Source organism: Streptomyces sp. NBC_01716, from assembly GCF_036248275.1.
In the GTDB taxonomy this organism is placed as follows: domain Bacteria; phylum Actinomycetota; class Actinomycetes; order Streptomycetales; family Streptomycetaceae; genus Streptomyces.
This window is the reverse complement of sequence record NZ_CP109181.1, coordinates 4,388,818-4,409,092: the sequence shown is the minus strand read 5'-3', so window position 1 is coordinate 4,409,092 and position 20,275 is coordinate 4,388,818. Positions and strand designations below refer to the sequence as shown.

Below are 20,275 nucleotides of genomic sequence, written 5' to 3'. Positions count from 1 at the left end.
GGTCCGTCATACGGGGTCGGATGCTGGGGCGGAGTCGGGGGCGACTGCCGCCAACACCTCTTCCACCCCGTGCCGTTGAAGCTTCCCGCTGGAGGTACGCGGGAGTCGCCCCCTGCGTACGAGAACGATGTCCCGAGGAGTGAGCCCGAGCGAGTCCGACACGGCGAACCGCAGCCGCGCGATCAGATCTTCACGAGCCGCGCCCTCGGACTCCTTCGTCTCCGCGACGAGCACCAGCCCCTCACCGTCCGGGAACGCCGTCCCCGCCGCGAGCACCGCGCCGTTCGACACCCCGGTGACCCGGCCCGCGACGGACTCGATGTCACTCGCGTAGTAGTTCTGGCCGAAGACGATGATCACCTCCTTCTTCCGCCCGGCGATGAACAGTTCGCCGTCCTGCCGGAAGCCCAGATCGCCGGTGGAGACCCAGCCGCCGGCCAGGACGGTGGCGCGGGTCGCCGGTTCGTTGTCCTCGTAGCCGCGCATCACCGAGTCGCCGCGGATCTGGATCTCACCGACCAGGGAGGGGTCGGTCAGCGCCGTACCGTCCTCGCCGACCAGCCTGACCTCGGTGTTCGCCACCGGGAGACCGACCGAGACGATCTCCCGGCCCGCCTCGGCGCCGTCGCCGCCGGCCGGGGCCATTTCCACCACGCCCCGGGAAAGCGGCTCGCGCCGTACCCACGTACTGCGTACCGCCCTGCCCGTCGGCGCGAACGTCACCGCGAGACTCCCCTCCGCCAGGCCGTACACAGGCAGGAAGGCATCGGCGCGGAAGCCGGCCGGGGCGAAGTGCGCCGAGAAGCCGCGCAGCGTGTCGGGGTCGATCAGCTCCGCCCCGTTGAGCGCGAACCGCCAGCGGGACAGGTCGAGTTCGGGTACGCGCTCGGCCGGGGTGCGCCGCAGGGCGTAGAGATAGCCGGAGTTGGGCGCCGTCGTCGCGGTCACCCCGTACCGGCTGATGATCCGCAGCCATCTGCCCGGATCCCGGAGGAAGTCCTCGGGCGGCAGCAGATATGTCTCGGCGTCGGTCAGCGCCGGTGAGAGGAACGCGCCGATCAGACCCATGTCGTGGAAGAGCGGCAGCCAGTTGCAGCTCACATCGGTGTCGTCGATGCCGAGCCCCCCGGCGATGGCATCGACGTTCGCGAGGAGATTGGCATGGGTCAGTACGACGCCCTTCGGGCTCGCGCTGGTCCCCGACGTGTACTGGACGAGCGCCGGATCACCCGCCGCCACGTCCACGTACACCGGTGACGGAGCGCGTGTCGTGGCCACGTCGAGAATCCGGAACTCGCCGCCGGCGCCGCCGAGCGTCGGCTCCAGCAGCCCGCCCAGCATCTTGTCGGTGAGCACGACGCGCACCTTCGACTGGCGCATCACGAGCGCGATCCGCTTCAGATGGATGTCGAGCGAGGCGAAACGCACCGGCGGCGGCACGGGCACCGGCACCGCCCCGGCGGCGAGCACGCCGAAGAACGCCCTGGCGAAGTCGATCGAGGTGGGGAGGGCGATCGCGACCCGCTCCCCCCGCAGGACCCCGCGCTCCAGCAGCCCGCAGGCCACCTCCCCCGCCTCGGCGTGGAGCCCGGCGAACGTGAGGCGCTCGGCCTCCTCGTCCCCGCGGAACAGGCGCATACCGTGGCCCGAGCCGCGGGCGGCGACGGCGGCGAGCGCGTCGACCAGGCTCCCGCCCCCGCCGCCGCCCGTGCTCATGCCAGGTCCTTCTGCCGGCACAGGTCCTCCACCACGCCCTGGAACTCCCCGATCGTCTGGACCCGGAAGGTGACCTCGTCCTCGATCTCGATGTCGAACGCCTTCTCGGTGTTCAGGATGATCTGGAGCACACGCATCGAGTCGACGTTGGGGAGCGAACGGAAGTGCTGGTCGGGCGTCAGACCGGCGGCCGGGGTGCTGAGCTCGTCGCTGATGATCTGATGGATCTTCTCGTGTATCGCGGTGGTGTCCATAGGTGGTCAATCCCCCTGGGTGACGGTTCTGTTGGAGGCGCGGAGCGCGTCGACGAGTCCGGTCGGCAGGCGCTTGTCGTACGTACCGAGGACGTCGTCCGTGAGCAGGTGGAACGTGCCGTCGGCCGCGGCCACCAGATCGCCGCCCGGCAGCCGGATCTCCCCGGAGGCCCGTACCGACAGGGCGTCGCGCTTGATGATCTCGGCGTGGGCCGTGTACTCGGCGCCGGTCTCCATGGGCCTGCCGTAACGGATCCGCAGGCCGGTGGTGAACGCGGAGATCCGGTCGGACCGGTAGACGGCCTGGGCCAGCGTCTCGTCCAGGATCGCGGCGACGATGCCGCCGTGGATGACGCCGGGGAACGACTCGTAGTCGGCGCCGAGTTTGATACGGGTGCCGAATCCGTTGCCTTCCTCCTCGAAGACCAGCCGCAGCCCGATGGGATTGTGCGGAGCGCAGCCGAAGCAGTTGGCCGTGTCGGCCGCCGCCCCGGTGTCGCTGTCGTTGAACGCTGACTCGGGCAAGACCCCGCTCCTCAAGTCGTCAGTCGTCGGCTGCTGTCCGGTCGTCGGCCGCCGGCTTCCGCCGGCGGCGACGCCGGGTCAGATGAGCGAGCGGAGCTTGCGCTTGAGGTCCTTCGACGACTCGATGGAGTCGTCCTCGACCAGCCGTCGCACCATGGAGAGCACCTTGCCGTCGGCGGCGTCGGTGGCGCCGTCCTGGATCGTCTCGATGCGCCGCACGCCCTTCGCGGACGTCGAGTGCGGGTAGAAGTGTCCGGCCGGGTGCTTGAGGCCGTCGCTGCGGTCCGCCAGCCAGACGTACGCCATCTTGAGCGCGGCGATCTGGCTCTCCCGGTTGCCGTCGCACAGCTCCTGCGTGAAGACGTAGAAGGCGCGGGCGTGCCGGGACTCGTCTCGGCCGAGGAGCTTCCAGATGCCCCTGACCACGGGCTCCTTGGTCTCGGCCGCGAGCGCGCGGTACAGCTCGGCGGCGCGGGCCTCGGAGATGATGTTCATCATCAGGGTGCCGACGCGGGTGTCGCCGATCGGGTACGGCTCGCGCTTGTAGAGCGCGTGCTTGGAACGGACCTTGACGCCCAGCTTGTCGAGGCAGCGGGCCTGCACGAGCGAGTGCCGCGCCTCCTCCGCGCCCCAGCTGAGCGCCCAGGACGAGAAGCTGGTCTCGCCCTCCCACTCGCGCAGGAAGTTGTGCGCGCCCGGCAGGGTGCCGAACTCGATGATCGCCGCCTCGGTGAGGAAGTCGACCTCGTCGGCGCTCATCAGCTCGGGGTTGAGCTTGTCGAGGTCCAGCTCACGCCAGTCCCAGCGGGTCGTCTCGAACCAGTCGAAGATCTTGTTCCACGTCATGTCGAGGTAGAAGTCGGTGTAGAGCGGGTCGAGGATCAGCGAGCCGTGGGCCCGCATGCCTATCTCGACGGTGTCGGCGAAGCCGAACCCGTCGAAGGCGGCCGGGGCGATGATGTCCTCGACGTCGTGCACCTCGGCCCAGCCGGGTACGGGGCCGCCGGCGCCGTCGCCGACGACGTACACCCGGGTCTTGGAGAAGCCGCGCATACCGCGCAGGCCCCGGACGGCCGCCGGTGCCGACGAGCCGCTTCCGCCGATGAAGGCCACGGCCAGTTCGGTGCCCGGCTCCAGGTCGTGCAGGTAGCGCTCGAAGGTGTCCGGGGTGGACCGGTCGAGGCCGATCTCACCGAAGCGGGCCAGCGAGAGCTGCGGGCCGAGGGTGAGCGCGGGCAGACAGTCGACGAAGACGACGCGCGTCTTGCTCGTGCTCGCACCGTCGGTGCCCGCGGCGAGGTCGGTGCCGCTGCCCAGGTTGATGCCTGTGTTCATGACGTTTCCTCTCGAAAGGAGATGGTTACGTGCTCGCCGGCGCCCGGGAGCCGCGGGCGGCAGGACGCGAGGTCATGCCGAACGCGGTCGCGGCGCCGAGCATCATGAAGATTCCGATCGCGGCCCAGGCGTGGACGAACGCCTCGTGGGTCGCGTCGTAGGTGAGCGGGGTGCCGAGGATCGCGACCAGCAGGCTGATCCCCAGCACACTGCCGATCTGCCGGCTCATGTTGACCACCGCGCTGCCCGTGGAGAACCGGGCCGCCGGCAGGTCCGTCGTGGCGGTCGCGAGGATCGTGGGGAGCGCGAGGCCCACCCCGACGCCGCCGACCAGCCAGCCGGGCAGCAACTCGCTCGCGTAGTGCGGGCTCTGCCCGATGCCCGCCGCCATCAGCAGCACACCGGCGGTGCACAGCAGACAGCCGACGGCGACCATCCGGCCCGGCGGGACACGGGACGCCAGCTTCGCGGCGACGATCGCGCCCAGCGGGACCATCAGCGGGCCCGGGGCGATCCCGAGTCCCGTACGCAGTGCGGAGTAGTGCCAGACCTGCTGCATCCACAGGATCGCGGTGAGCAGGTTCGCGGCGAACGCCGCGCTGAAGGCGATCGCCGTCAGGTTCGACCAGCCGAAGGCCCGCACCCGCAGCAGCGCCGGTTCGATCACCGGGGAGGCATGGCGCCGCGACCGGAACCAGAACACCGCGATCCCGAGGACCGCACCGGCCAGCACGGCGGACGTCCGGACCGCTGACCAGTCGTTGATCTTCACCAGGCCGAGTGCCAGCAGCCCGATCGCCCCCGTCAGCAGCGCGGCTCCCGGCAGATCGGGCAGCCGGGTCATCGCCGCCTCCCTGGAGTCGGGCACGATACGTACCGCCACGACCAGCGCGAGGACGCCGATGGGGATGTTCACCAGGAAGATCCACCGCCACGACGCGCTGACGAGCAGTCCGCCGACGACCGGCCCGGCCGCCGCCGCCAGCGCGGCGCTCGCCGACCAGATCCGGACGGCGCCGGCCCGGCGCTCCGGCGGGAACGCCGAGAGCAGCAGACCGAGACTGGCGGGCGTCAGCGCCGCGGCGCCGACCGCCTGGAGCACCCGGAAGAGGACCAGCTGCCACAGCGACGTCGATATGGCGCAGGCCGCGGACGCGGCGGTGAACAGGGCGACGCCGAGCAGGAATCCGGCCTTGCGGCCGTAGCGGTCGGACAGCCGCCCCAGGGGCACCAGGAGTGCGGCGAAGACGATGGCGTAGGCGTTGAGTACCCAGGAGAGGTCAGCGAGGGAGGCACCGTCGAATTCACGGCCGATGGCGTCGAAGCCGACGTTGACGATGAAGAGATCGAGCCCGGCCATGAAGGCGGCCAACGACAGAATGCCGAGCAGAAGCCCGGAGCGCGGGGGCAGGGCCGGCGGGACGGGGGTCGGTGTCGATTCGGGCGCCGCGTGTCCGGTGCCGGCTTCTGTGGCCATCCAGGTCTATCCCTCGGAACGTTGGGGATGTCGGTGAAAGCGCTCTGCCGCCTGCTTCCACGGAACTCATCCGATACGTCGGCCACTCCCCGGTACAAGTGATTCCGCCCCGTCCCCACCTTTCGCGGCCCCGACCACCACTTTGGTGGGAGTCCCGGCTACGACCTACGGAGCCGGAGCACCGAACTCCGCGCGTGCAGGGGCACAGAGACAAAAAGGAGGCCCCCGACCGGTCCGTGTACCGGTCGGGGGCCTCCGTCGTCACGTCCTGCCGCTCACTCCGCCAGCGGCAGATAGACCCGGTTCCCGCTCGCCGCGAACTCCTTCGACTTGGCCGCCATACCCGCCTCGATCTCGTCCTGCGAACCGCCGTGGTCCCGCCGGATGTCGTGCGATATCCGCATCGAGCAGAATTTGGGCCCGCACATCGAGCAGAAGTGCGCGGTCTTCGCCGGCTCGGCCGGCAGCGTCTCGTCATGGAACTCCCGCGCCGTGTCCGGGTCGAGAGCCAGATTGAACTGGTCCTCCCAGCGGAACTCGAACCGCGCGTCCGACAGCGCGTCGTCCCACTCCTGCGCCCCCGGGTGCCCCTTGGCCAGGTCCGCCGCGTGCGCCGCGATCTTGTACGTGATGACACCGGTCTTCACGTCGTCGCGGTTCGGCAGGCCCAGATGCTCCTTGGGGGTCACGTAGCAGAGCATCGCCGTACCCCACCAGGCGATCATCGCCGCGCCGATGCCGGAGGTGATGTGGTCGTACGCCGGGGCAACATCCGTCGTCAGCGGGCCGAGCGTGTAGAACGGCGCCTCCTCGCAGATCTCCTGCTGGAGGTCGATGTTCTCCTTGATCTTGTGCATCGGGACATGGCCCGGACCTTCGATCATGGTCTGTACGTGGTGCCGCTTGGCGATGGTGTTCAGCTCGCCCAGCGTCCGCAGCTCGGCGAACTGCGCCTCGTCGTTGGCGTCGGCGATCGAGCCGGGGCGCAGTCCGTCGCCGAGGGAGTACGTCACGTCGTACGCCGCGAGGATGTCGCACAGCTCCTCGAAGTTCTCGTACAGGAACGACTCCTTGTGGTGCGCCAGGCACCAGGCCGCCATGATCGAGCCGCCGCGCGAGACGATGCCGGTCTTGCGGCGGGCCGTCAGCGGCACGTAGCGCAGCAGGACGCCCGCGTGGACGGTCATGTAGTCGACGCCCTGCTCGGCCTGTTCGACGACCGTGTCCTTGTAGATCTCCCAGGTCAGCTCCTCGGCCTTGCCGTCGACCTTCTCCAGTGCCTGGTAGAGCGGCACGGTGCCGATGGGGACGGGGGAGTTGCGCAGCACCCACTCGCGGGTGGTGTGGATGTTACGGCCGGTGGAGAGGTCCATGACCGTGTCGGCGCCCCACTTGGTGGCCCAGGTCATCTTGTCCACCTCCTCCTCGATGGAGGAAGTGACCGCGGAATTGCCGATGTTGGCGTTGACCTTCACGAGGAACCGCTTGCCGATGATCATGGGTTCGATCTCGGGGTGGTTGACGTTGGCGGGCAGTACGGCGCGGCCGGCCGCGATCTCGTCGCGTACGACCTCGGGCGCGACGTTCTCCCTGATGGCGACGTACTCCATCTCCGGGGTGATGTCGCCGCGCCGGGCGTACGCGAGTTGGGTCACCGCCTGCCCGTCGCGGCCCCGGCGCGGCTGGCGCGGGCGGCCGGGGAAGACCGCGTCGAGATTGCGTAGCCCGCCGCGTGGCGAGGTGTGCTTGAGTCCGTCGTCCTCGGGGCGGACGGGGCGGCCCGCGTACTCCTCGGTGTCGCCGCGGCCGATGATCCAGTTCTCCCGGAGCGGGGCGAGTCCGCGGCGTACGTCGGTTTCGACGGTGGGGTCGGTGTACGGCCCCGACGTGTCGTACAGCGTCACGTCGTCGCCGTTGGTGAGATGCACCTGACGGACCGGCACCCGGAGATCGGGGCGCGATCCTTCCACGTATCCCTTGTGCCAGCCGATGGCTCGCGCGGCAGGCGTGCGTGTGTCCTGAACGGTCATTTGAGACCTACTCCCTACGCCGGCATTACCCGGTAACAGGTTCGGCGGTCGACGCAGCTCAGGGATCCGGGGAAGCCCCGGAACTCCACAGTCAGCGCCCTCTCAGCCCGGTGCTCCGAGCTCCCGCGTGTGTAAAGGCACCACCACGCTAACGCCATATCGGGCGTGCTGAACAGAGTGCCTCCGCCGTTCTTGCGATGATCGGTCGGTGACCCCATCCCCGCAGACAGTTGATCCGCACGGCCACTCGCACAGTCATGGGCCGGCCGCGCCGGTCTCCAGACACCTGCGCAAGGTCATCGCCGCGGTGCTGATTCCGTTCGCGACGGCCGTAGTTGTCGGTCTGATCGTGCTCTGGCCCGGTGGCGCCCCCGCCCACGAACGCACCGGTGTCGGCTTCGACCGGCAGACCCAGCAGGGCCAGGTGGTGAAGATCGAGCAGGTCGACTGCAAGGACGTGAACGCCGCTCAAGTCCCGTCCACGGGCGACACGTCGGCGCCCCAGGGGCGGGAGGCGGAGCGCGCGCAGAACGGCGACTGCGAGAAGGCGACGGTGGAGGTGAAGAGCGGCAAGGACAAGGGGCGCAGATTCGTCGAGGTCGTCCAGCCGGACGCGCCGCGGCAGTTTCACGTGAAACAGGACGTAGTGGTGGCGTATGCCCCGGACGCGCCGAAGGATCTCCAGTACTCGGTCACGGACGTGGACCGCACGGTGCCGATGGCGCTGCTGGCCGGGCTCTTCGCGCTCGCGGTGATCGTGGTGGGCCGGCTGCGGGGGCTGATGGCGCTGGTCGCACTCGTCATCTCGTTCGCCGTGCTGACGCTTTTCATCCTGCCGGCGATCCTCCAGGGTTCGAACCCGCTGATCGTCGCGGTGGTCGGTGCGAGCGCCATCATGCTGATCGCGCTGTATCTGTGCCACGGTCTGACCGCCCGTACGTCCGTCGCCGTGCTCGGCACCCTGATCTCCCTGCTGCTGATCGGGCTGCTGGGCTCGCTGTTCATCGGCTGGGCGAGTCTGACGGGCAACACGGACGACAACACCGGGCTGATCCACGGACTGTTCCCGGAGATCGACATGAGCGGTCTGCTGCTGGCCGGTGTGATCATCGGATCGCTCGGTGTGCTGGACGATGTGACGGTCACCCAGACGTCGGCGGTGTGGGAGCTGCGTCAGGCGGACCCCGACATGGGGCCCCGCGCGCTCTACCGGGCGGGTATCCGGATCGGCCGCGACCACATCGCGTCCGTGGTCAACACGCTCGTGCTGGCGTACGCGGGCGCGGCGCTGCCGCTGCTGCTGCTCTTCTCGATCGCGGAGTCGAGCGTGGGGACGGTGGCCAACAGCGAGCTGGTGGCCGAGGAGATCGTCCGGACCCTGGTGGGGTCGATCGGTCTGGTCGCTTCGGTGCCGGTGACCACTGCGCTGGCGGCGCTGGTGGTCTCGGCCGACCGGCCGGAGTCCTCGGCGCCGCGCGGTGGCGGCCGCGGTGGACGGCGGCGGAAAGCGTAGCGGCACGCGGGCCGGGGCCCTCAGCCGGCGTTCTCCTCGGCGAGGATGCGGCCGAGGGTGTCGTCCAGTTTGGTCTCGAAGTCCCCGAGCGCCATCTCCTGGCCGAGCGGGACCAGCCGGTCCGTACGGTCGAGGAAGGCCACGAGCGGCGGGGCGCTGGCCCGGAACAGCGCGTGCTCCGCGCCGACCTGGAGCCTGATGTGGACGTCGGAGAGCTCTTCGGGATCGGTCGGCGAGATGTACACGTCGCCGTCGCCGCTGGGCTCGTTGATTCCGTCGATCAGCAGCTCGCGGCCGAAGGCCCAGGTGACCGGGGCGTCGCCGGGCAGATGGAACGTCATCCGCACCGCGTAGGGATCCGCCGTCTCGTAACGGAGTTCCACGGGAATTCGGAATGAGAGCTCCTCGGAGACAAGGAAACTCATCAGGACTTCGGCCTGAACAAACTCGCGCATCAAGTACCCCGCAATGGATGACAGAGAGTCACGGAGAGTAAAGAAATTCAGTGGGCTTTCGAGGGTTTCAGGGGCGAAACGTCCGGTATTGATGCCCCTTGCTCCTCTTCTTAATCGTCCAGGACGCTGTAACAGATCACAAGGAGTGATATTTCAGATACTGATAGAGAATTCCAGCGAGCCGATCGTGCTTCCGATCTCTTTGCATAGCAGTTCGACAGCGGGAAGCAGTCTCTTCTCCTGACGCAACGGCACGGACGTCCCGACCGCCGCGACCGTCTCCCCGGCCCTGACAGGTATGGCGGCGCAGGCTTGGCCCAGCGCGTACTCCTGGCGCTCCACCACCGGTCCCGTACGCCGCCCCATGGCGCCGAGGCGCGAGAGCAGTGTGCGCCCGTCGGCGACGGAATAGGGAGTGAGCGGACCCACGGGATGCCGGTCCAGATGGTCCCGGCGGGACTCGTCGTCGAGCTGGCTCAGCAGACACTGGCCGATCGCGTGCGCGTGCCCGGTCTCGGGGAAGGCGGCCCATTCGGCGACGGCGGGCGCGGCGCGGCTCTCGGCCACCGCGACGATCTCGATCTCGCCCTCGCGGTAGACCGCGAAATACACCGGAGCCCCGATCAGATCGCGGCAGCGTTCCATGGACTCGATCATTACGCGCCTGGCCCGGTCGGCCTGCGCGGCTTTACCTGTCACCAGGTGGTCGACCGCGTCACCGAGGAAGAACACGCCATTCTCCCGGCGCAGATAGCCCTCATGAGTCAGGGTGCGCAGCAGGTGATAGGCGGTGGGGAGAGGAAGACCGGCCTCCCGGGCAAGCTGTTTCGCCGGGGCGCCGTTCGGATGGGTGCCCGCCGACTCCAGCAGGCGCAGCGCACGCTGCACCGAACCGATGAGGGTAGGGGCGGCTGGCGTGGTCGCGGTGGCCAAAGATCCCCCAGGCGTACGACGGGCGTGCGCCCGCTCGCGGGGGCCGCCCCCGCGCCTGCCACGCCCGCCGGGGACCCGAGACAGGGTTCTGAGGTCCGGCGCCGAAAACTCGCACAATGCGTTGGTCGAAGCGACCATCGACGCTGTTTTCGCAGGGTGTAGCAGAGGGTTGCCACTCTAATGGCAGCTTGCGGGCGGGGCGTAGTTCTGCCTTCTCCATTCCCCCGCGCGGGCTAACGGCGGGGGCAGGGCCGCCCCGGTGGGGGCGGCGGCGGTCCTACCAGTTGCCACGCGAGGACGAGGACGAGGCGATCTTCCGAACGCCGTAGACGAGCCCGCCGACCAGGGCCACCAGGATCAGCACCTTGAAGAGCAGCCCGATCACAAATCCGACGACGCTCGCGATCAGCCCGCCGAACACCACGAGAACGACGACCGGCAACGCGATCCACTTCACCCACCAGGGCATTCCCGCGACAATCTCCCGTACCGCCATCGTCCCTACCTCGTTCCCTGAGTCCCTGCGGTCTTCCTTCGATGCTAGAGCGGCGCGGGCCCAAGCGGAGGTCCCGGAGCCCTGGAACTCCCCTGATCCGACCCTGACGACATGGGTGAGGGTCCGCCTCAGCCCTCCGGAGGGGAGAAGACGACCATCACCCGCAGGTCCTCGGTGATGTGGTGGAACTTGTGCGGCACACCGGACGGCACGTAGACGACGCTGCCGCGCCCCACCTGCGTCGTCTCCATGCCCACGGTGATCGACGCACGCCCGCTCATCACGAGGTAGACCTCGTCCTGGCGGTGCGGCTGCTGCGGGTCGATGGTGCCGGCGTCCAGCGCGTACAGGCCGACGGACATGTTCCGTTCCCGTACAAACTGCAGATACGCCCCGTCGTTGGCGGCACGTTCCGCCTCCAGCTCGTCCAGTCGGAATGCCTTCATGCCACGATCACACCATGAGAAATTTCGTAGTCAAGACAATCGCCAACGCGGGTGCCCTGGCCGTGGCGATCTGGTTGATCAATGACATCACCCTGACCGGAGACAGCACCGGCAAGAAGGCGCTGGCGCTGGTGGTCGTGGCGCTGATCTTCGGAGTGGTCAACTTCGTCGTCAAGCCGATAGTCCAGTTGCTGACGCTGCCGCTGTTCATCGTCACCCTGGGCCTGTTCACGCTGGTCGTGAACGCGCTGATGCTGCTGCTGACGTCCTGGCTCGCCGACAAGCTCGACCTGAGCTTCCATGTCGACGGCTTCTGGACGGCCGTGCTCGGCGGGCTCATCATCTCGGTCGTGTCGTGGGCGCTGAACATGGCGCTCCCCGACGACAAGGACTGATCGCTCATGGAGCACGGGACCGGGGACGGCACGCGTGCCGTCAGGGCCGGGCTGCCCGACCCGGTCAAGTACGAACCGACCATGCCGGGCCCGGTGTTCGCCGCCCACTTCCATCTGCCGGGCGAGCCCACCGGCCCGTACACCTACGGCCGCGACACCAACCCCACCTGGACCCTTCTGGAACGGGCGATCGGCGAACTGGAGGCCCCCGGCCGGGCGGTCGAGACGGTCGCCTTCGCCTCCGGGATGGCCGCGATCTCGGCGGTGCTCTTCTCCCAGCTGCGCACCGGCGACGCGGTCGTGCTGCCGGACGACGGTTATCAGGCGCTGCCGCTGGTGCGGGAGCAGCTCACGGCGTACGGAATCGAGGTACGGACCGCGCCCACCGCCCGCGACGCGCAGCTCGACGTGCTCGCGGGCGCCCGGCTGCTGTGGATCGAGACCCCGTCCAACCCCGGGCTCGACGTCTGCGACATCCGCCGGCTGGTGGCGGCGGCGCACGAGCAGGGCACGCTCGTCGCCGTCGACAACACGCTCGCGACCCCGCTCGGCCAGCGGCCCCTGGAGCTCGGCGCGGACTTCTCCGTGGCCAGCGACACCAAGGGCATGACGGGCCACGGCGATATTCTCCTGGGTCATGTGACCTGCGAAGATCCCGAACTGGCGGCGGGGGTGCGGCGCTGGCGCAAGATCGCCGGCGCCATCCCCGGGCCGATGGAGGCCTGGCTCGCCCACCGTTCGCTGTCCACCCTGCAACTGCGCGTCGACCGGCAGTGCTCGAACGCGCTGCTGCTCGCGCGGGCGCTGAGCGGGCGGGCCGATGTGAGCGGGCTGCGCTACCCCGGGCTGCCCGACGACCCGTCGCACGCCGTCGCGGCCACGCAGATGCGCCGCTACGGATGCGTGGTGTCGTTCGTACTGCCCGACCGGGGCCATGCCGAGCGCTTCCTGGACGGGCTGCGGCTGGTGGACGACGCGACGAGCTTCGGCGGCGTGCGGTCGACCGCCGAGCGGCGGGGGCGGTGGGGCGGCGACGCCGTACCTGAGGGGTTCGTACGGTTCTCCGTGGGCGCCGAGGATCCGGACGACCTCATCGCCGACGTACTGCGCGCGCTGACGGAAGCGGCGCCGTGACAAGGTCCGGAATCGGAACGGGCGGTCCGAGCCTCCCCCCTCGTGGCTCGGGCCGCCCTCGGGTCCCACGCGTGAAGAACCACGTCCACAAGGCTAGTTGACTCTGCGTCAGTGTCCAATCACAGTAGCGACAGCGGCCTATCGACTTATTTATAGTTGGACGCTCCGGCGACGGGCTCCGGGACGGGCTCGCGTGGGACCGGAAGCTGAGGAGGGCTGACATGGACCTGGCCCTGCTGCGCACCTTCGTCACCGTCCACCGAGCCGGCTCCTTCACCCGCGCCGCCGCCCTGCTCGGGCTCTCCCAGCCCGCGGTCACCGGCCAGATACGCACCCTGGAACGCCAGTTGGGCCGCCCGCTGTTCCTGCGCCAGGCCCGGGGCGTCACCCCCACCACCATCGGCGACGAACTCGCGCACCGTGCCGCGCCCCATCTCGACGCCCTGGTCGAGATCACCGAGACCGGGCTCGACGAGTCGGGCGTCCGGACGCTCCATCTCGCGGGGCCGCCGGAGTTCACCTCCATACGCGCCCTGCCCGCGCTCACCCCGCTGATCAGCCAGGGCCTCGCGCTCCGCGCCTCCTTCTTCGGCAACAGCGAGGAGACCCTGGACGGCCTCGCCGCCGGACACCACGACCTCGCCATCGCGACCGCCCGGCCACGCGGCGGGCTGCTCACCGCGACCCCGCTCTGCGACGAGGAGCACGTCCTGGTCGCCTCGCCCCGCTGGGCCGCGCGGCTGGGCCACGACGTACTGCGCAAGGGCCATGTCGTCCTGGAGCAGCTGCCGGTGGTGGAAGTCCACGAGTCCCTGCCGCTCGTCTCGCGCTACTGGGGCTCGGTCTTCGACTCACGGCCGGCCGCCGCTGGCGCCGTCATCGCGCCGGACCTGCGCGCCGTCCTGGAGAGCGCGGCGGCGGGCGCCGGACTGGCCGTACTGCCGCGCTATCTGTGCGAAGCCGCGCTGGAACGCGGCGAGGTCGTCGCCCTCTACGACCCGCCGGTGCCGCCGCTGCGCACGTACTTCCTCGTCGTACGCACCGGCACACTCGCCCTGCCGCACATCGCGCGGGCGCACGAATGGCTGCTGCGTGCTTCGGTCGACTGGTGACCGCCGGGCCCGGAGGAGTTTCGACCCGGCCGTATCGGGCCACGCTCTTCCCATGACCGAACGTCCCGTGGTCAAGCGAACCGCACGCGCCATCCTGCTCGACGACGACCATCTCGTCCTCATCAAGCGCATCAAGCCGGGTGTGGATCCGTACTGGCTGACTCCCGGCGGCGGCGTCGAGCCGGACGACACCACGGTCGTGGCGGCACTCCACCGCGAGGTCGACGAGGAGCTGGGCGCCAAGGTCACCGATGTCGTGCCCTGTTTCGTCGACACCGTCGAGCACATCACGGACGGCGGCGTCACCGGCGTGAAAGTGCAGCACTTCTTCGTCTGCCGGCTCGAATCGATGGACCCGTCGCTGCGGCACGGGCCGGAGATCGACGATCCGTCCGGGGAGTACGAGATCGTACGGGTGCCGTTCAGCCGGGTCGGGATCGCCGCCGTCCATCTCGTACCGCTGTCGCTGCGGCACTATCTGGACGGCAACATCGAGGGCGTACGGGCGATGCACGCGCCCGACCTGGGCTGACGCCGGACTCAGCTCCTAAGGGCCGTCGATCAGCGCGAACGCCTCACGCAGATCGCCGCCCGTGTACGTGTGCGTGGCGAGCCCGGTCAGATGGTGGTCCGCGTTCACCGCCACCGCGCGCGGTACGGACGCGAAGACGGCCGCGTCGGACATGGAGTCCCCGAAGGCGACACAGTCCGCCGGCCGGACCCCGAACCGCGCACACAGCTCGCCGGCGATCCGTACCTTGGCCGCCGCGTTGAGAATCCCCGCCCGGTCCACCGGCGCGGTGAACGGCGGCGCCGGCCAGCGCGAGCCGTACGTGGCGTGCGCGCCCCACGGCAGCAGCCGCTCCACGAAGAAGTCGGGCGACAGCGTGATCACGGCGCAGTAGTCGCCCCGCCCCCGGATGGTCTCCCAGACCTCCCGGATCCCGGCCAGCCACGGTGCTCCCTCGAAGGCCGCCTCCACCTGTGCGGTGGTGAGCTCCGCCCACAGCTCCCTGGCCCGTACGGCGAACTCGTCCGGAGCCAGTCGCGCGCCCAGGAACTCCCGCTCCAGCGCGGCGATCTCGGCACCCACGCCGAGCTGCCGGGACAGCTCGATCGCGGCGGCCGATCCCCGGATCAGCGTGCCGTCGAGGTCGAAGAGGTGCAGGGTGCGAGGGCGGTCGCCGATGTGCTTCCCAGGGCTGTCCATGTACGCCGAGGTTAGTACGGACGGTTACTCCCGCCGTCAGACGCCCTCCGGTGCGAATCACGACACCGTGTTCCACGTGAAACCACTCAAGCGGCCCGCCCGCCGGGCACTCCTCGTCGTCCATGTCGCCGTCTCCGTGAGCTGGCTGGGCCTCACCCTCGGCCTGCTGACGCTTGGTATCACCGCGTACACCACCGGCGACCCCACTCTCACCGATGCCTCCTACCGCTCGATGGACGTCTTCGCCGATCTGCTGCTCGCGCCCATCGTCGTCGTCACGCTCGTCAGTGGTCTGGTGCTCTCGCTGGGTACGCCCTGGGGGCTGGCCCGGTACCACTGGGTCCGGATCAAGTTCTGGATCACGCTGGTCACCGGCGCGGCGACGGTCTTCGCGCTGCGGCCGGGGATCGGGCAGGCCGCGGACAGCGGTGGCGTGCCCGACATCAGCCTGGTCGCGGCGCCGACCGTGGCGACCGGCGCGTATCTCTTCATGACCGTCGTGTCGGTGCTGAAGCCGTGGGGACTGACGCGGCAAGGGCGGCGGCACCGGGCCCGGTGAGGTCCGTGGCGGCGCCGTCGCCGCCATGGGCCGCACGGCGTTCGAGTGTGTGCGAGACGACGGCGAGGAGCAGCGCGGAAGCGGCGAGGGCGGCGCCGACCCAGTTGGGCGCGGTGTAGCCGAGCCCGGCGCCGATGACCAGGCCACCGAGCCAGGCGGCGAGGGCGTTGCCCAGGTTGAACGCGCCGATGTTGACGGCGGAGGCCAGCGTCGGGGCGCCCGACGCCTGGTCGAGCACGCGCTTCTGGAGCGGCGGCACGGTCGCGAAACCGAGCGCCCCGATCAGGAAGAGCGTGACGGCGGCGGCGATCTTGTCGTGCGCGGTGAGGGTGAAGAGCGCGAGGACGACGGAGAGGGCGCCGAGGGACACGTACAGCATGGGCATGAGGTGGCGGTCGGCGTACCGGCCGCCGACGAGGTTGCCGACGACCATGCCGAGGCCGAGAAGCACCAGGAGCCAGGTGACGGAGGAGTCGGCGAAGCCGGCGGTCCGCGTCATCATCGGGGTGATGTAGGTGATCGCGGCGAAGACTCCGCCGAAGCCGAGGACCGTCATCCCCATGGCGAGCAAAACCTGGACGTTGCGGAACGCGGCCACCTCGTGGCGGATCCGTACGCCCTTCGGGCGCGGCTGCTCCGGTACGAGCTTGGCGACACCGGCGAGACCGACGACTCCGAGGCCCGCGACGAGGAGGAAGGTCGCGCGCCAGCCGGTGTTCTGGCCGACGTACGTACCCAAGGGGACACCCACGACATTGGCGAGAGTGAGACCGGTGAACATCATCGCGATGGCGCCGGCCCGCTTGTGCGGCGCGACGAGGCCCGCGGCGACGACCGACCCGATGCCGAAGAACGCGCCGTGGGCGAGCGAGGCGACGACGCGGCCGGTGAGCATGAGGCCGAAGGTGGGGGCGAGGGCGGACACCACGTTGCCCGCGATGAACAGGCCCATCAGCAGCATCAGCATGCGCTTGCGGCTGACGCGGGTGCCCAGGATGGTCATGATCGGCGCGCCGAGTACGACCCCGAGGGCGTAACCGCTGACCAGATGGCCCGCGGTGGGGATGGTGACGCCGTACTCGGAGGCGACCTCGGGGAGCAGCCCCATGATCACGAATTCGGTGGTCCCGATCCCGAACGCCCCGATGGCCAGGGCGAGGAGGGCGAGTGGCATGGGTGTGGCCTTTCCCGGAGTACGAGGTACGAGGCGCCGGCCGCGTAGCCGCCGCTTGCGCGGCAGGCGCTGATCGCATGGCAGGCGCTGCTTGCGTGTGCGCTTTACGAGCGTGGACAATACTTGCAGACGCCGTTTAATTGCAAGCGCGCTATATTGCAGACGTGCCCTATCCTGGGCCGAGGAAGCTCCGGTCGATGGAGACTGCGGAGACGACGGAGGAAGACGACGCCATGACTGCCACGGACCCCGCACTCACCGCACTCGCCCAGGGCTGGGTGGCCCTCTCCCTGCTGCACAGCAGGATCGAGTCGCACATCGAGCGGGCTCTGCAGAGCGGGCACGACCTCAGCGTCCGCGAGTACTCACTGCTCGACGTCCTCAGCCGCCAGCACGACGGCGAAGGCGGACACCTCCAGATGAAGCAGGTCGCCGACGCCGTGGTCCTCAGCCAGAGCGCGACCACCCGTCTGGTCACCCGCCTTGAGGACCGGGGGCTCCTCACCCGCTATCTCTGTCCCACCGACCGGCGCGGGATCTACACCGACGTCAGCGAGACGGGCCTGCGGCTGCTGGCCGAGGCACGGCCGACCAACGACACCGCGCTGCGCGAGGCACTGGACGCGGCAGCGGCGAACCCTGAGCTCGCGCCGCTGGTCAGGGCCGTGGAAGAGCTGCGTGTGCCGGCGCGGTCGGCACCGGCGTAACCTGCGGTCCATGACCGATCCGCACACCGATCCGCGCGCAGATCCGCATACCGATCCGCACACCGATGCGGCCACGGATCTGCGTATACGGCCCGCCGAAGCCGCCGACCTCCCGGCGATCGTCGCCATGCTCGCCGACGACCGGCTGGGCGCGGCGCGCGAGTCGCCGGACGACCTCACGCCGTACCGCAGGGCCTTCGAGCGGCTCGTCGACGACCCGAACCAGTACCAGGTCGTCGCCGAGCGCGACGGACGCGTCGTCGGGACGCTGCAACTGACGATCATCGCGGGCATCTCCCGCCGGGGCGCCACACGGTCGGTCATCGAGGGCGTACGGGTGCACTCCGACGAGCGCGGCTCCGGACTCGGCACCCGGCTGATCCAGTGGGCCATCGACGAATCCGGGCGCCAGGGCTGCCAGTTGGTGCAGCTGACGTCCGACGCGTCGCGTACGGACGCCCTGCGATTCTACGAGCGGCTCGGCTTCACCGCGTCCCATGTCGGACTGAAGCTGAGCCTGGAGACCGGGGCGTAGACCTGGCAGCTCGTTTGTGTGGTTTCACGTGAAACATCACAGGCCGCGCCAGCCCTGTTCGTCCACCCCGCCCGGGACCGCGTCCCCCGGCTCGTACGGCTCGCGGGTGTAGACGAAAGAGCCCAGGTCGAGATGGCTCACCCGGCCGTCCGGGCGCCGGACGACCCGCAGCGTCTCCCCCGTGTAGTAACCGTCGAGGCCCGTCCATGTCCCGTCCGGCCGCGCCGTGAACCGGGAACGGCGGCCCGCCGCGCGCAGCGGCCGGAAGTCCAGCCCACCGTCCGCCGTGAGGCGCAGTACGAACGGACTCGCGCCCCAGTACCAGGGGCCCGTGAGCTCCAGCAGCGTCTGGTCGACCTCGGGCAGCGGCCGCCACGGCTCGGGGATACGGGGCTCCGCGTCCGCCACGATGCCGATGAGATCGGCGGCGATGGCGCCAACGAGCGGTCCCGAGGTGGCGTTGGCGAGAGCGACGGCGACCAGCCCGTCCTCGGCACTCACCCAGAGCGCGGCGACGAAGCCCGGCAGCGAGCCGGTGTGCCCGGCCAGCGTGCGGCCCCTCCGGCGGGCCAGCTGCACGCCGAGCCCGTAACCGCCGTCCCACTCCCCGCTCTCCGGAGGTGTGGCGGGCGTCCGGGCCTCCCGCAGGGACGCCGCGCTCAGGACACGGTCGTCGCCCTCGGCGAGGAACGCGCCGAAGCGGCACAGGTCGTCGGCCGTCGACCAGAGCTGGCCGGCGGGGGCCATCAGACCGAGGTCCTCGGCGGGTTCGGGCAGAATCGCGTCGGCCCAGGGATGCACGGCCCAGCCGCCTGCCGCCGGGGCGACGGGCTGTGTGCTCGTACGGCGCAGGGACAGCGGCTCCAGGATCTCCCGCCGCAGCACCTCCTCCCAGGACGCGCCGCGGATCGCCTCGATCAGCGAACCGAGCAGGGTGTAGCCGGGGTTGGAGTAATGATGCAGCCGCCCGGCGGGGTGCAGCACGGGGTGCTCGCCGAGGACATCCGCCAGCTCGGGCCGTGTCGTACCCGGGGTGCGCTCCCACCAGGGCGCCGGTGCCTCGGCCGCCAAGCCCGCCCCGTGGCCGAGCAGTTGGGCGATGGTGACCGCACCGACCCCGGTGCCGGGAAGGTGTTTCTCCAGCGGGTCACCCAGATCGAGCAGCCCCTCGTCGCGCAGCCGCAGCACCAGAACGGCGGTGAAGCACTTGGTGATCGAGCCGATCCGGTACTGGGTGTCCGCGTCCGGCTCGTGCCCGTCCACACAACTGCGCCCGCCCGACCAGACGGTGCGCCCGTCGCGGGCGACCGCGCCGACGAGCGAGGGAGCGCGGCCCTCCGACTGCGCGGTGGCGATGCGGTGCAGCAGGGCCCGTCGCGTACCGGGAAGGAGGTCTTCCAAAGGTGAGGTCATGGTCCACATCTATCGGTAGGGCCGGTCCGCGTCGACCACATTTCGGCCCGTCGCGGACCGCGCCGTCGCACGCGGCCGTACCTCAAGTCTTCCTCTGAACTGCCGTCGCGCCGGGGACCGTTCCGGGCATCGCAGCCATACTGGCGAAAGACGACATCAGGTACGACATCACGGACGGGGGCTCCTGTGCGGACCACGATACGACGGCGCGTCCCGGCGGCCGAACGACGACTCGAAGCGTACGAAGTGGCCTATCTGGCCGGTGGACCTCAACGCGTCCTGGAAGCAGCGCTCTTCGCGCTGCGCGACCGGGGGGCCGTCACGATCGTCGGCCCCCGGGTGCGGGCGGCCGAGGAGAGCGACAGCCTCGCGAAGCACCCCGTCGAACGGGCGGTCCTCGCCAGTTGCCCGCGCGGGAGGAGCCTGAAGGTCGTCGCGAACGCCCTGCGCGGCGGGCCTGAAGTCGCGGAGATCAAGCGGGAGCTGGTCGCCATCGGCCTCGTCGCCCGGGGCCGGTACCGCCTCACCCCGGCGGGCAGGCGGCAGTTGGCCGCGGCCAAGAAGGAGGCGGCGTTCCCCGCGTACATCTTCGACGGCCCGGCCGGACACCCGGACCGACGGCTGCGCCGCCTCGTCGCGGATACGTCGATCCCGTCCGGTCTGGGACGGACCCTGATCCGTATGGGCAGGGCGGCCGAACCGGACTACGACTACGCGTACGACCCGGATTCGTCCTCGGACCCGGGCTCCGGCACGCACGCGCCCTCGGAACCGGGCGGCTTCAGCTGCGGGAGCGGTGGGGGCGGAGGCGGGGGCAGCGACTAGGGCGTGTTTGAGAAGTAGCGTCGTCCGCCCA

Annotated in this window: 22 protein-coding genes; 9 read left to right on the top strand and 13 right to left on the bottom strand. The window is 70.0% G+C overall.

Annotated elements, in window-relative coordinates:
• Positions 1–6: 6 nt before the first annotated feature.
• From OIE74_RS19190 to thiC, 6 genes are all read right to left on the bottom strand, one after another.
• The gene (locus tag OIE74_RS19190) at positions 7–1,716 is read right to left on the bottom strand and encodes a fatty acyl-AMP ligase (RefSeq protein ID WP_329385108.1); all 1,710 of its coding nucleotides are present in this window, start codon (positions 1,714–1,716) and stop codon (positions 7–9) included.
• Positions 1,713–1,970: an acyl carrier protein gene (locus OIE74_RS19185; protein WP_329385106.1), complete on the bottom strand. Its 258-nt coding sequence runs from the start codon at positions 1,968–1,970 to the stop codon at positions 1,713–1,715. Before OIE74_RS19185 ends, OIE74_RS19190 begins: the two co-directional genes overlap by 4 nt.
• Before the next feature lie 6 nt (positions 1,971–1,976).
• The gene (locus OIE74_RS19180; protein WP_329385104.1) at positions 1,977–2,495 is read right to left on the bottom strand and encodes a PaaI family thioesterase; all 519 of its coding nucleotides are present in this window, start codon (positions 2,493–2,495) and stop codon (positions 1,977–1,979) included.
• Positions 2,496–2,573: 78 nt separating this feature from the next.
• On the bottom strand, positions 2,574–3,830 hold the full coding sequence (locus tag OIE74_RS19175) for a ferritin-like domain-containing protein (protein WP_329385102.1): 1,257 nt from the start codon (positions 3,828–3,830) through the stop codon (positions 2,574–2,576).
• Between the two features lie 25 nt (positions 3,831–3,855).
• Positions 3,856–5,307, bottom strand: coding sequence for an MFS transporter (locus OIE74_RS19170; RefSeq protein ID WP_329385100.1), 1,452 nt, complete (start codon positions 5,305–5,307; stop codon positions 3,856–3,858).
• A 275-nt stretch (positions 5,308–5,582) separates the two neighbouring features.
• Positions 5,583–7,337, bottom strand: a complete 1,755-nt coding sequence (thiC, locus tag OIE74_RS19165; RefSeq protein WP_329385098.1) for a phosphomethylpyrimidine synthase ThiC — start codon at positions 7,335–7,337, stop codon at positions 5,583–5,585.
• 208 nt (positions 7,338–7,545) lie between these two features.
• Here thiC and OIE74_RS19160 point away from each other — a divergent pair, with 208 nt between their 5' ends.
• Entirely contained in the window at positions 7,546–8,850 is a 1,305-nt protein-coding gene (locus OIE74_RS19160) for a YibE/F family protein (protein WP_329385096.1), read from the top strand.
• Positions 8,851–8,870: 20 nt separating this feature from the next.
• Here OIE74_RS19160 and OIE74_RS19155 read toward each other — a convergent pair whose 3' ends face one another.
• The 4 genes from OIE74_RS19155 to OIE74_RS19140 form a co-directional block, all read right to left on the bottom strand.
• Positions 8,871–9,305 carry an SsgA family sporulation/cell division regulator gene (locus OIE74_RS19155; RefSeq protein WP_329385094.1) on the bottom strand — a complete coding sequence of 145 codons (435 nt, stop codon included), beginning with the start codon at positions 9,303–9,305 and terminating at the stop codon, positions 8,871–8,873.
• Between the two features lie 153 nt (positions 9,306–9,458).
• Positions 9,459–10,238: an IclR family transcriptional regulator gene (locus OIE74_RS19150; RefSeq protein ID WP_329385092.1), complete on the bottom strand. Its 780-nt coding sequence runs from the start codon at positions 10,236–10,238 to the stop codon at positions 9,459–9,461.
• A 277-nt stretch (positions 10,239–10,515) separates the two neighbouring features.
• On the bottom strand, positions 10,516–10,734 hold the full coding sequence (locus OIE74_RS19145) for a DUF5326 family protein (RefSeq protein WP_329385090.1): 219 nt from the start codon (positions 10,732–10,734) through the stop codon (positions 10,516–10,518).
• Between the two features lie 128 nt (positions 10,735–10,862).
• Positions 10,863–11,180 carry a cupin domain-containing protein gene (locus OIE74_RS19140; protein ID WP_329385088.1) on the bottom strand — a complete coding sequence of 106 codons (318 nt, stop codon included), beginning with the start codon at positions 11,178–11,180 and terminating at the stop codon, positions 10,863–10,865.
• Positions 11,181–11,194: 14 nt separating this feature from the next.
• On the opposite strand from OIE74_RS19140, the gene OIE74_RS19135 reads away from it, so the two are divergent.
• The 4 genes from OIE74_RS19135 to OIE74_RS19120 all read left to right on the top strand — a co-directional run bounded on the left by OIE74_RS19135 (position 11,195) and on the right by OIE74_RS19120 (position 14,353).
• Positions 11,195–11,575, top strand: a complete 381-nt coding sequence (locus tag OIE74_RS19135; RefSeq protein ID WP_329385086.1) for a phage holin family protein — start codon at positions 11,195–11,197, stop codon at positions 11,573–11,575.
• Positions 11,576–11,581: 6 nt separating this feature from the next.
• Complete coding sequence (locus OIE74_RS19130) at positions 11,582–12,709, top strand: cystathionine gamma-lyase (RefSeq protein WP_329385084.1); 1,128 nt, start codon at positions 11,582–11,584, stop codon at positions 12,707–12,709.
• 221 nt (positions 12,710–12,930) lie between these two features.
• Complete coding sequence (locus OIE74_RS19125; protein WP_329385082.1) at positions 12,931–13,821, top strand: LysR family transcriptional regulator; 891 nt, start codon at positions 12,931–12,933, stop codon at positions 13,819–13,821.
• Positions 13,822–13,873: 52 nt separating this feature from the next.
• Positions 13,874–14,353 (top strand): NUDIX hydrolase, encoded by a 480-nt coding sequence (locus OIE74_RS19120; protein WP_329385080.1) that lies wholly within the window; start codon positions 13,874–13,876, stop codon positions 14,351–14,353.
• Positions 14,354–14,368: 15 nt separating this feature from the next.
• On the opposite strand, the gene OIE74_RS19115 is transcribed toward OIE74_RS19120, so the two are convergent.
• Positions 14,369–15,031, bottom strand: coding sequence for an HAD family hydrolase (locus OIE74_RS19115; RefSeq protein ID WP_329385078.1), 663 nt, complete (start codon positions 15,029–15,031; stop codon positions 14,369–14,371).
• Positions 15,032–15,107: 76 nt separating this feature from the next.
• Between OIE74_RS19115 and OIE74_RS19110 the strand changes: the two genes are divergently transcribed.
• Positions 15,108–15,590 carry a DUF2269 domain-containing protein gene (locus OIE74_RS19110; protein WP_329385076.1) on the top strand — a complete coding sequence of 161 codons (483 nt, stop codon included), beginning with the start codon at positions 15,108–15,110 and terminating at the stop codon, positions 15,588–15,590.
• On the opposite strand, the gene OIE74_RS19105 is transcribed toward OIE74_RS19110, so the two are convergent.
• Complete coding sequence (locus OIE74_RS19105) at positions 15,520–16,764, bottom strand: MFS transporter (RefSeq protein ID WP_329385074.1); 1,245 nt, start codon at positions 16,762–16,764, stop codon at positions 15,520–15,522. The genes OIE74_RS19110 and OIE74_RS19105 overlap by 71 nt on opposite strands.
• Positions 16,765–16,997: 233 nt before the next feature.
• Here OIE74_RS19105 and OIE74_RS19100 point away from each other — a divergent pair, with 233 nt between their 5' ends.
• Together OIE74_RS19100 and OIE74_RS19095 are read left to right on the top strand one after the other, a co-directional pair.
• On the top strand, positions 16,998–17,471 hold the full coding sequence (locus tag OIE74_RS19100) for a MarR family winged helix-turn-helix transcriptional regulator (protein WP_329385072.1): 474 nt from the start codon (positions 16,998–17,000) through the stop codon (positions 17,469–17,471).
• A 10-nt stretch (positions 17,472–17,481) separates the two neighbouring features.
• Positions 17,482–18,006, top strand: coding sequence for a GNAT family N-acetyltransferase (locus tag OIE74_RS19095; RefSeq protein WP_329385070.1), 525 nt, complete (start codon positions 17,482–17,484; stop codon positions 18,004–18,006).
• A 36-nt stretch (positions 18,007–18,042) separates the two neighbouring features.
• On the opposite strand, the gene OIE74_RS19090 is transcribed toward OIE74_RS19095, so the two are convergent.
• On the bottom strand, positions 18,043–19,419 hold the full coding sequence (locus tag OIE74_RS19090; protein ID WP_329385068.1) for a serine hydrolase domain-containing protein: 1,377 nt from the start codon (positions 19,417–19,419) through the stop codon (positions 18,043–18,045).
• A gap of 186 nt (positions 19,420–19,605) precedes the next feature.
• On the opposite strand from OIE74_RS19090, the gene OIE74_RS19085 reads away from it, so the two are divergent.
• Entirely contained in the window at positions 19,606–20,244 is a 639-nt protein-coding gene (locus OIE74_RS19085) for a TIGR04222 domain-containing membrane protein (RefSeq protein WP_329385065.1), read from the top strand.
• Positions 20,245–20,275: the final 31 nt, after the last annotated feature.

Excerpts from the sequence above, each read along its gene's own strand:
- OIE74_RS19190 (WP_329385108.1), bottom strand. The coding sequence starts at position 1,716 with ATGAGCACGGGCGGCGGCGGGGGCGGGAGCCTGGTCGACGCGCTCGCC.
- OIE74_RS19185 (WP_329385106.1), bottom strand. The coding sequence starts at position 1,970 with ATGGACACCACCGCGATACACGAGAAGATCCATCAGATCATCAGCGAC.
- OIE74_RS19175 (WP_329385102.1), bottom strand. The coding sequence starts at position 3,830 with ATGAACACAGGCATCAACCTGGGCAGCGGCACCGACCTCGCCGCGGGC.
- OIE74_RS19170 (WP_329385100.1), bottom strand. The coding sequence starts at position 5,307 with ATGGCCACAGAAGCCGGCACCGGACACGCGGCGCCCGAATCGACACCG.
- thiC (WP_329385098.1), bottom strand. The coding sequence starts at position 7,337 with ATGACCGTTCAGGACACACGCACGCCTGCCGCGCGAGCCATCGGCTGG.
- OIE74_RS19155 (WP_329385094.1), bottom strand. The coding sequence starts at position 9,305 with ATGCGCGAGTTTGTTCAGGCCGAAGTCCTGATGAGTTTCCTTGTCTCC.
- OIE74_RS19145 (WP_329385090.1), bottom strand. The coding sequence starts at position 10,734 with ATGGCGGTACGGGAGATTGTCGCGGGAATGCCCTGGTGGGTGAAGTGG.
- OIE74_RS19140 (WP_329385088.1), bottom strand. The coding sequence starts at position 11,180 with ATGAAGGCATTCCGACTGGACGAGCTGGAGGCGGAACGTGCCGCCAAC.
- OIE74_RS19135 (WP_329385086.1), top strand. The coding sequence starts at position 11,195 with ATGAGAAATTTCGTAGTCAAGACAATCGCCAACGCGGGTGCCCTGGCC.
- OIE74_RS19130 (WP_329385084.1), top strand. The coding sequence starts at position 11,582 with ATGGAGCACGGGACCGGGGACGGCACGCGTGCCGTCAGGGCCGGGCTG.
- OIE74_RS19125 (WP_329385082.1), top strand. The coding sequence starts at position 12,931 with ATGGACCTGGCCCTGCTGCGCACCTTCGTCACCGTCCACCGAGCCGGC.
- OIE74_RS19120 (WP_329385080.1), top strand. The coding sequence starts at position 13,874 with ATGACCGAACGTCCCGTGGTCAAGCGAACCGCACGCGCCATCCTGCTC.
- OIE74_RS19115 (WP_329385078.1), bottom strand. The coding sequence starts at position 15,031 with ATGGACAGCCCTGGGAAGCACATCGGCGACCGCCCTCGCACCCTGCAC.
- OIE74_RS19105 (WP_329385074.1), bottom strand. The coding sequence starts at position 16,764 with ATGCCACTCGCCCTCCTCGCCCTGGCCATCGGGGCGTTCGGGATCGGG.
- OIE74_RS19100 (WP_329385072.1), top strand. The coding sequence starts at position 16,998 with ATGACTGCCACGGACCCCGCACTCACCGCACTCGCCCAGGGCTGGGTG.
- OIE74_RS19095 (WP_329385070.1), top strand. The coding sequence starts at position 17,482 with ATGACCGATCCGCACACCGATCCGCGCGCAGATCCGCATACCGATCCG.
- OIE74_RS19090 (WP_329385068.1), bottom strand. The coding sequence starts at position 19,419 with ATGACCTCACCTTTGGAAGACCTCCTTCCCGGTACGCGACGGGCCCTG.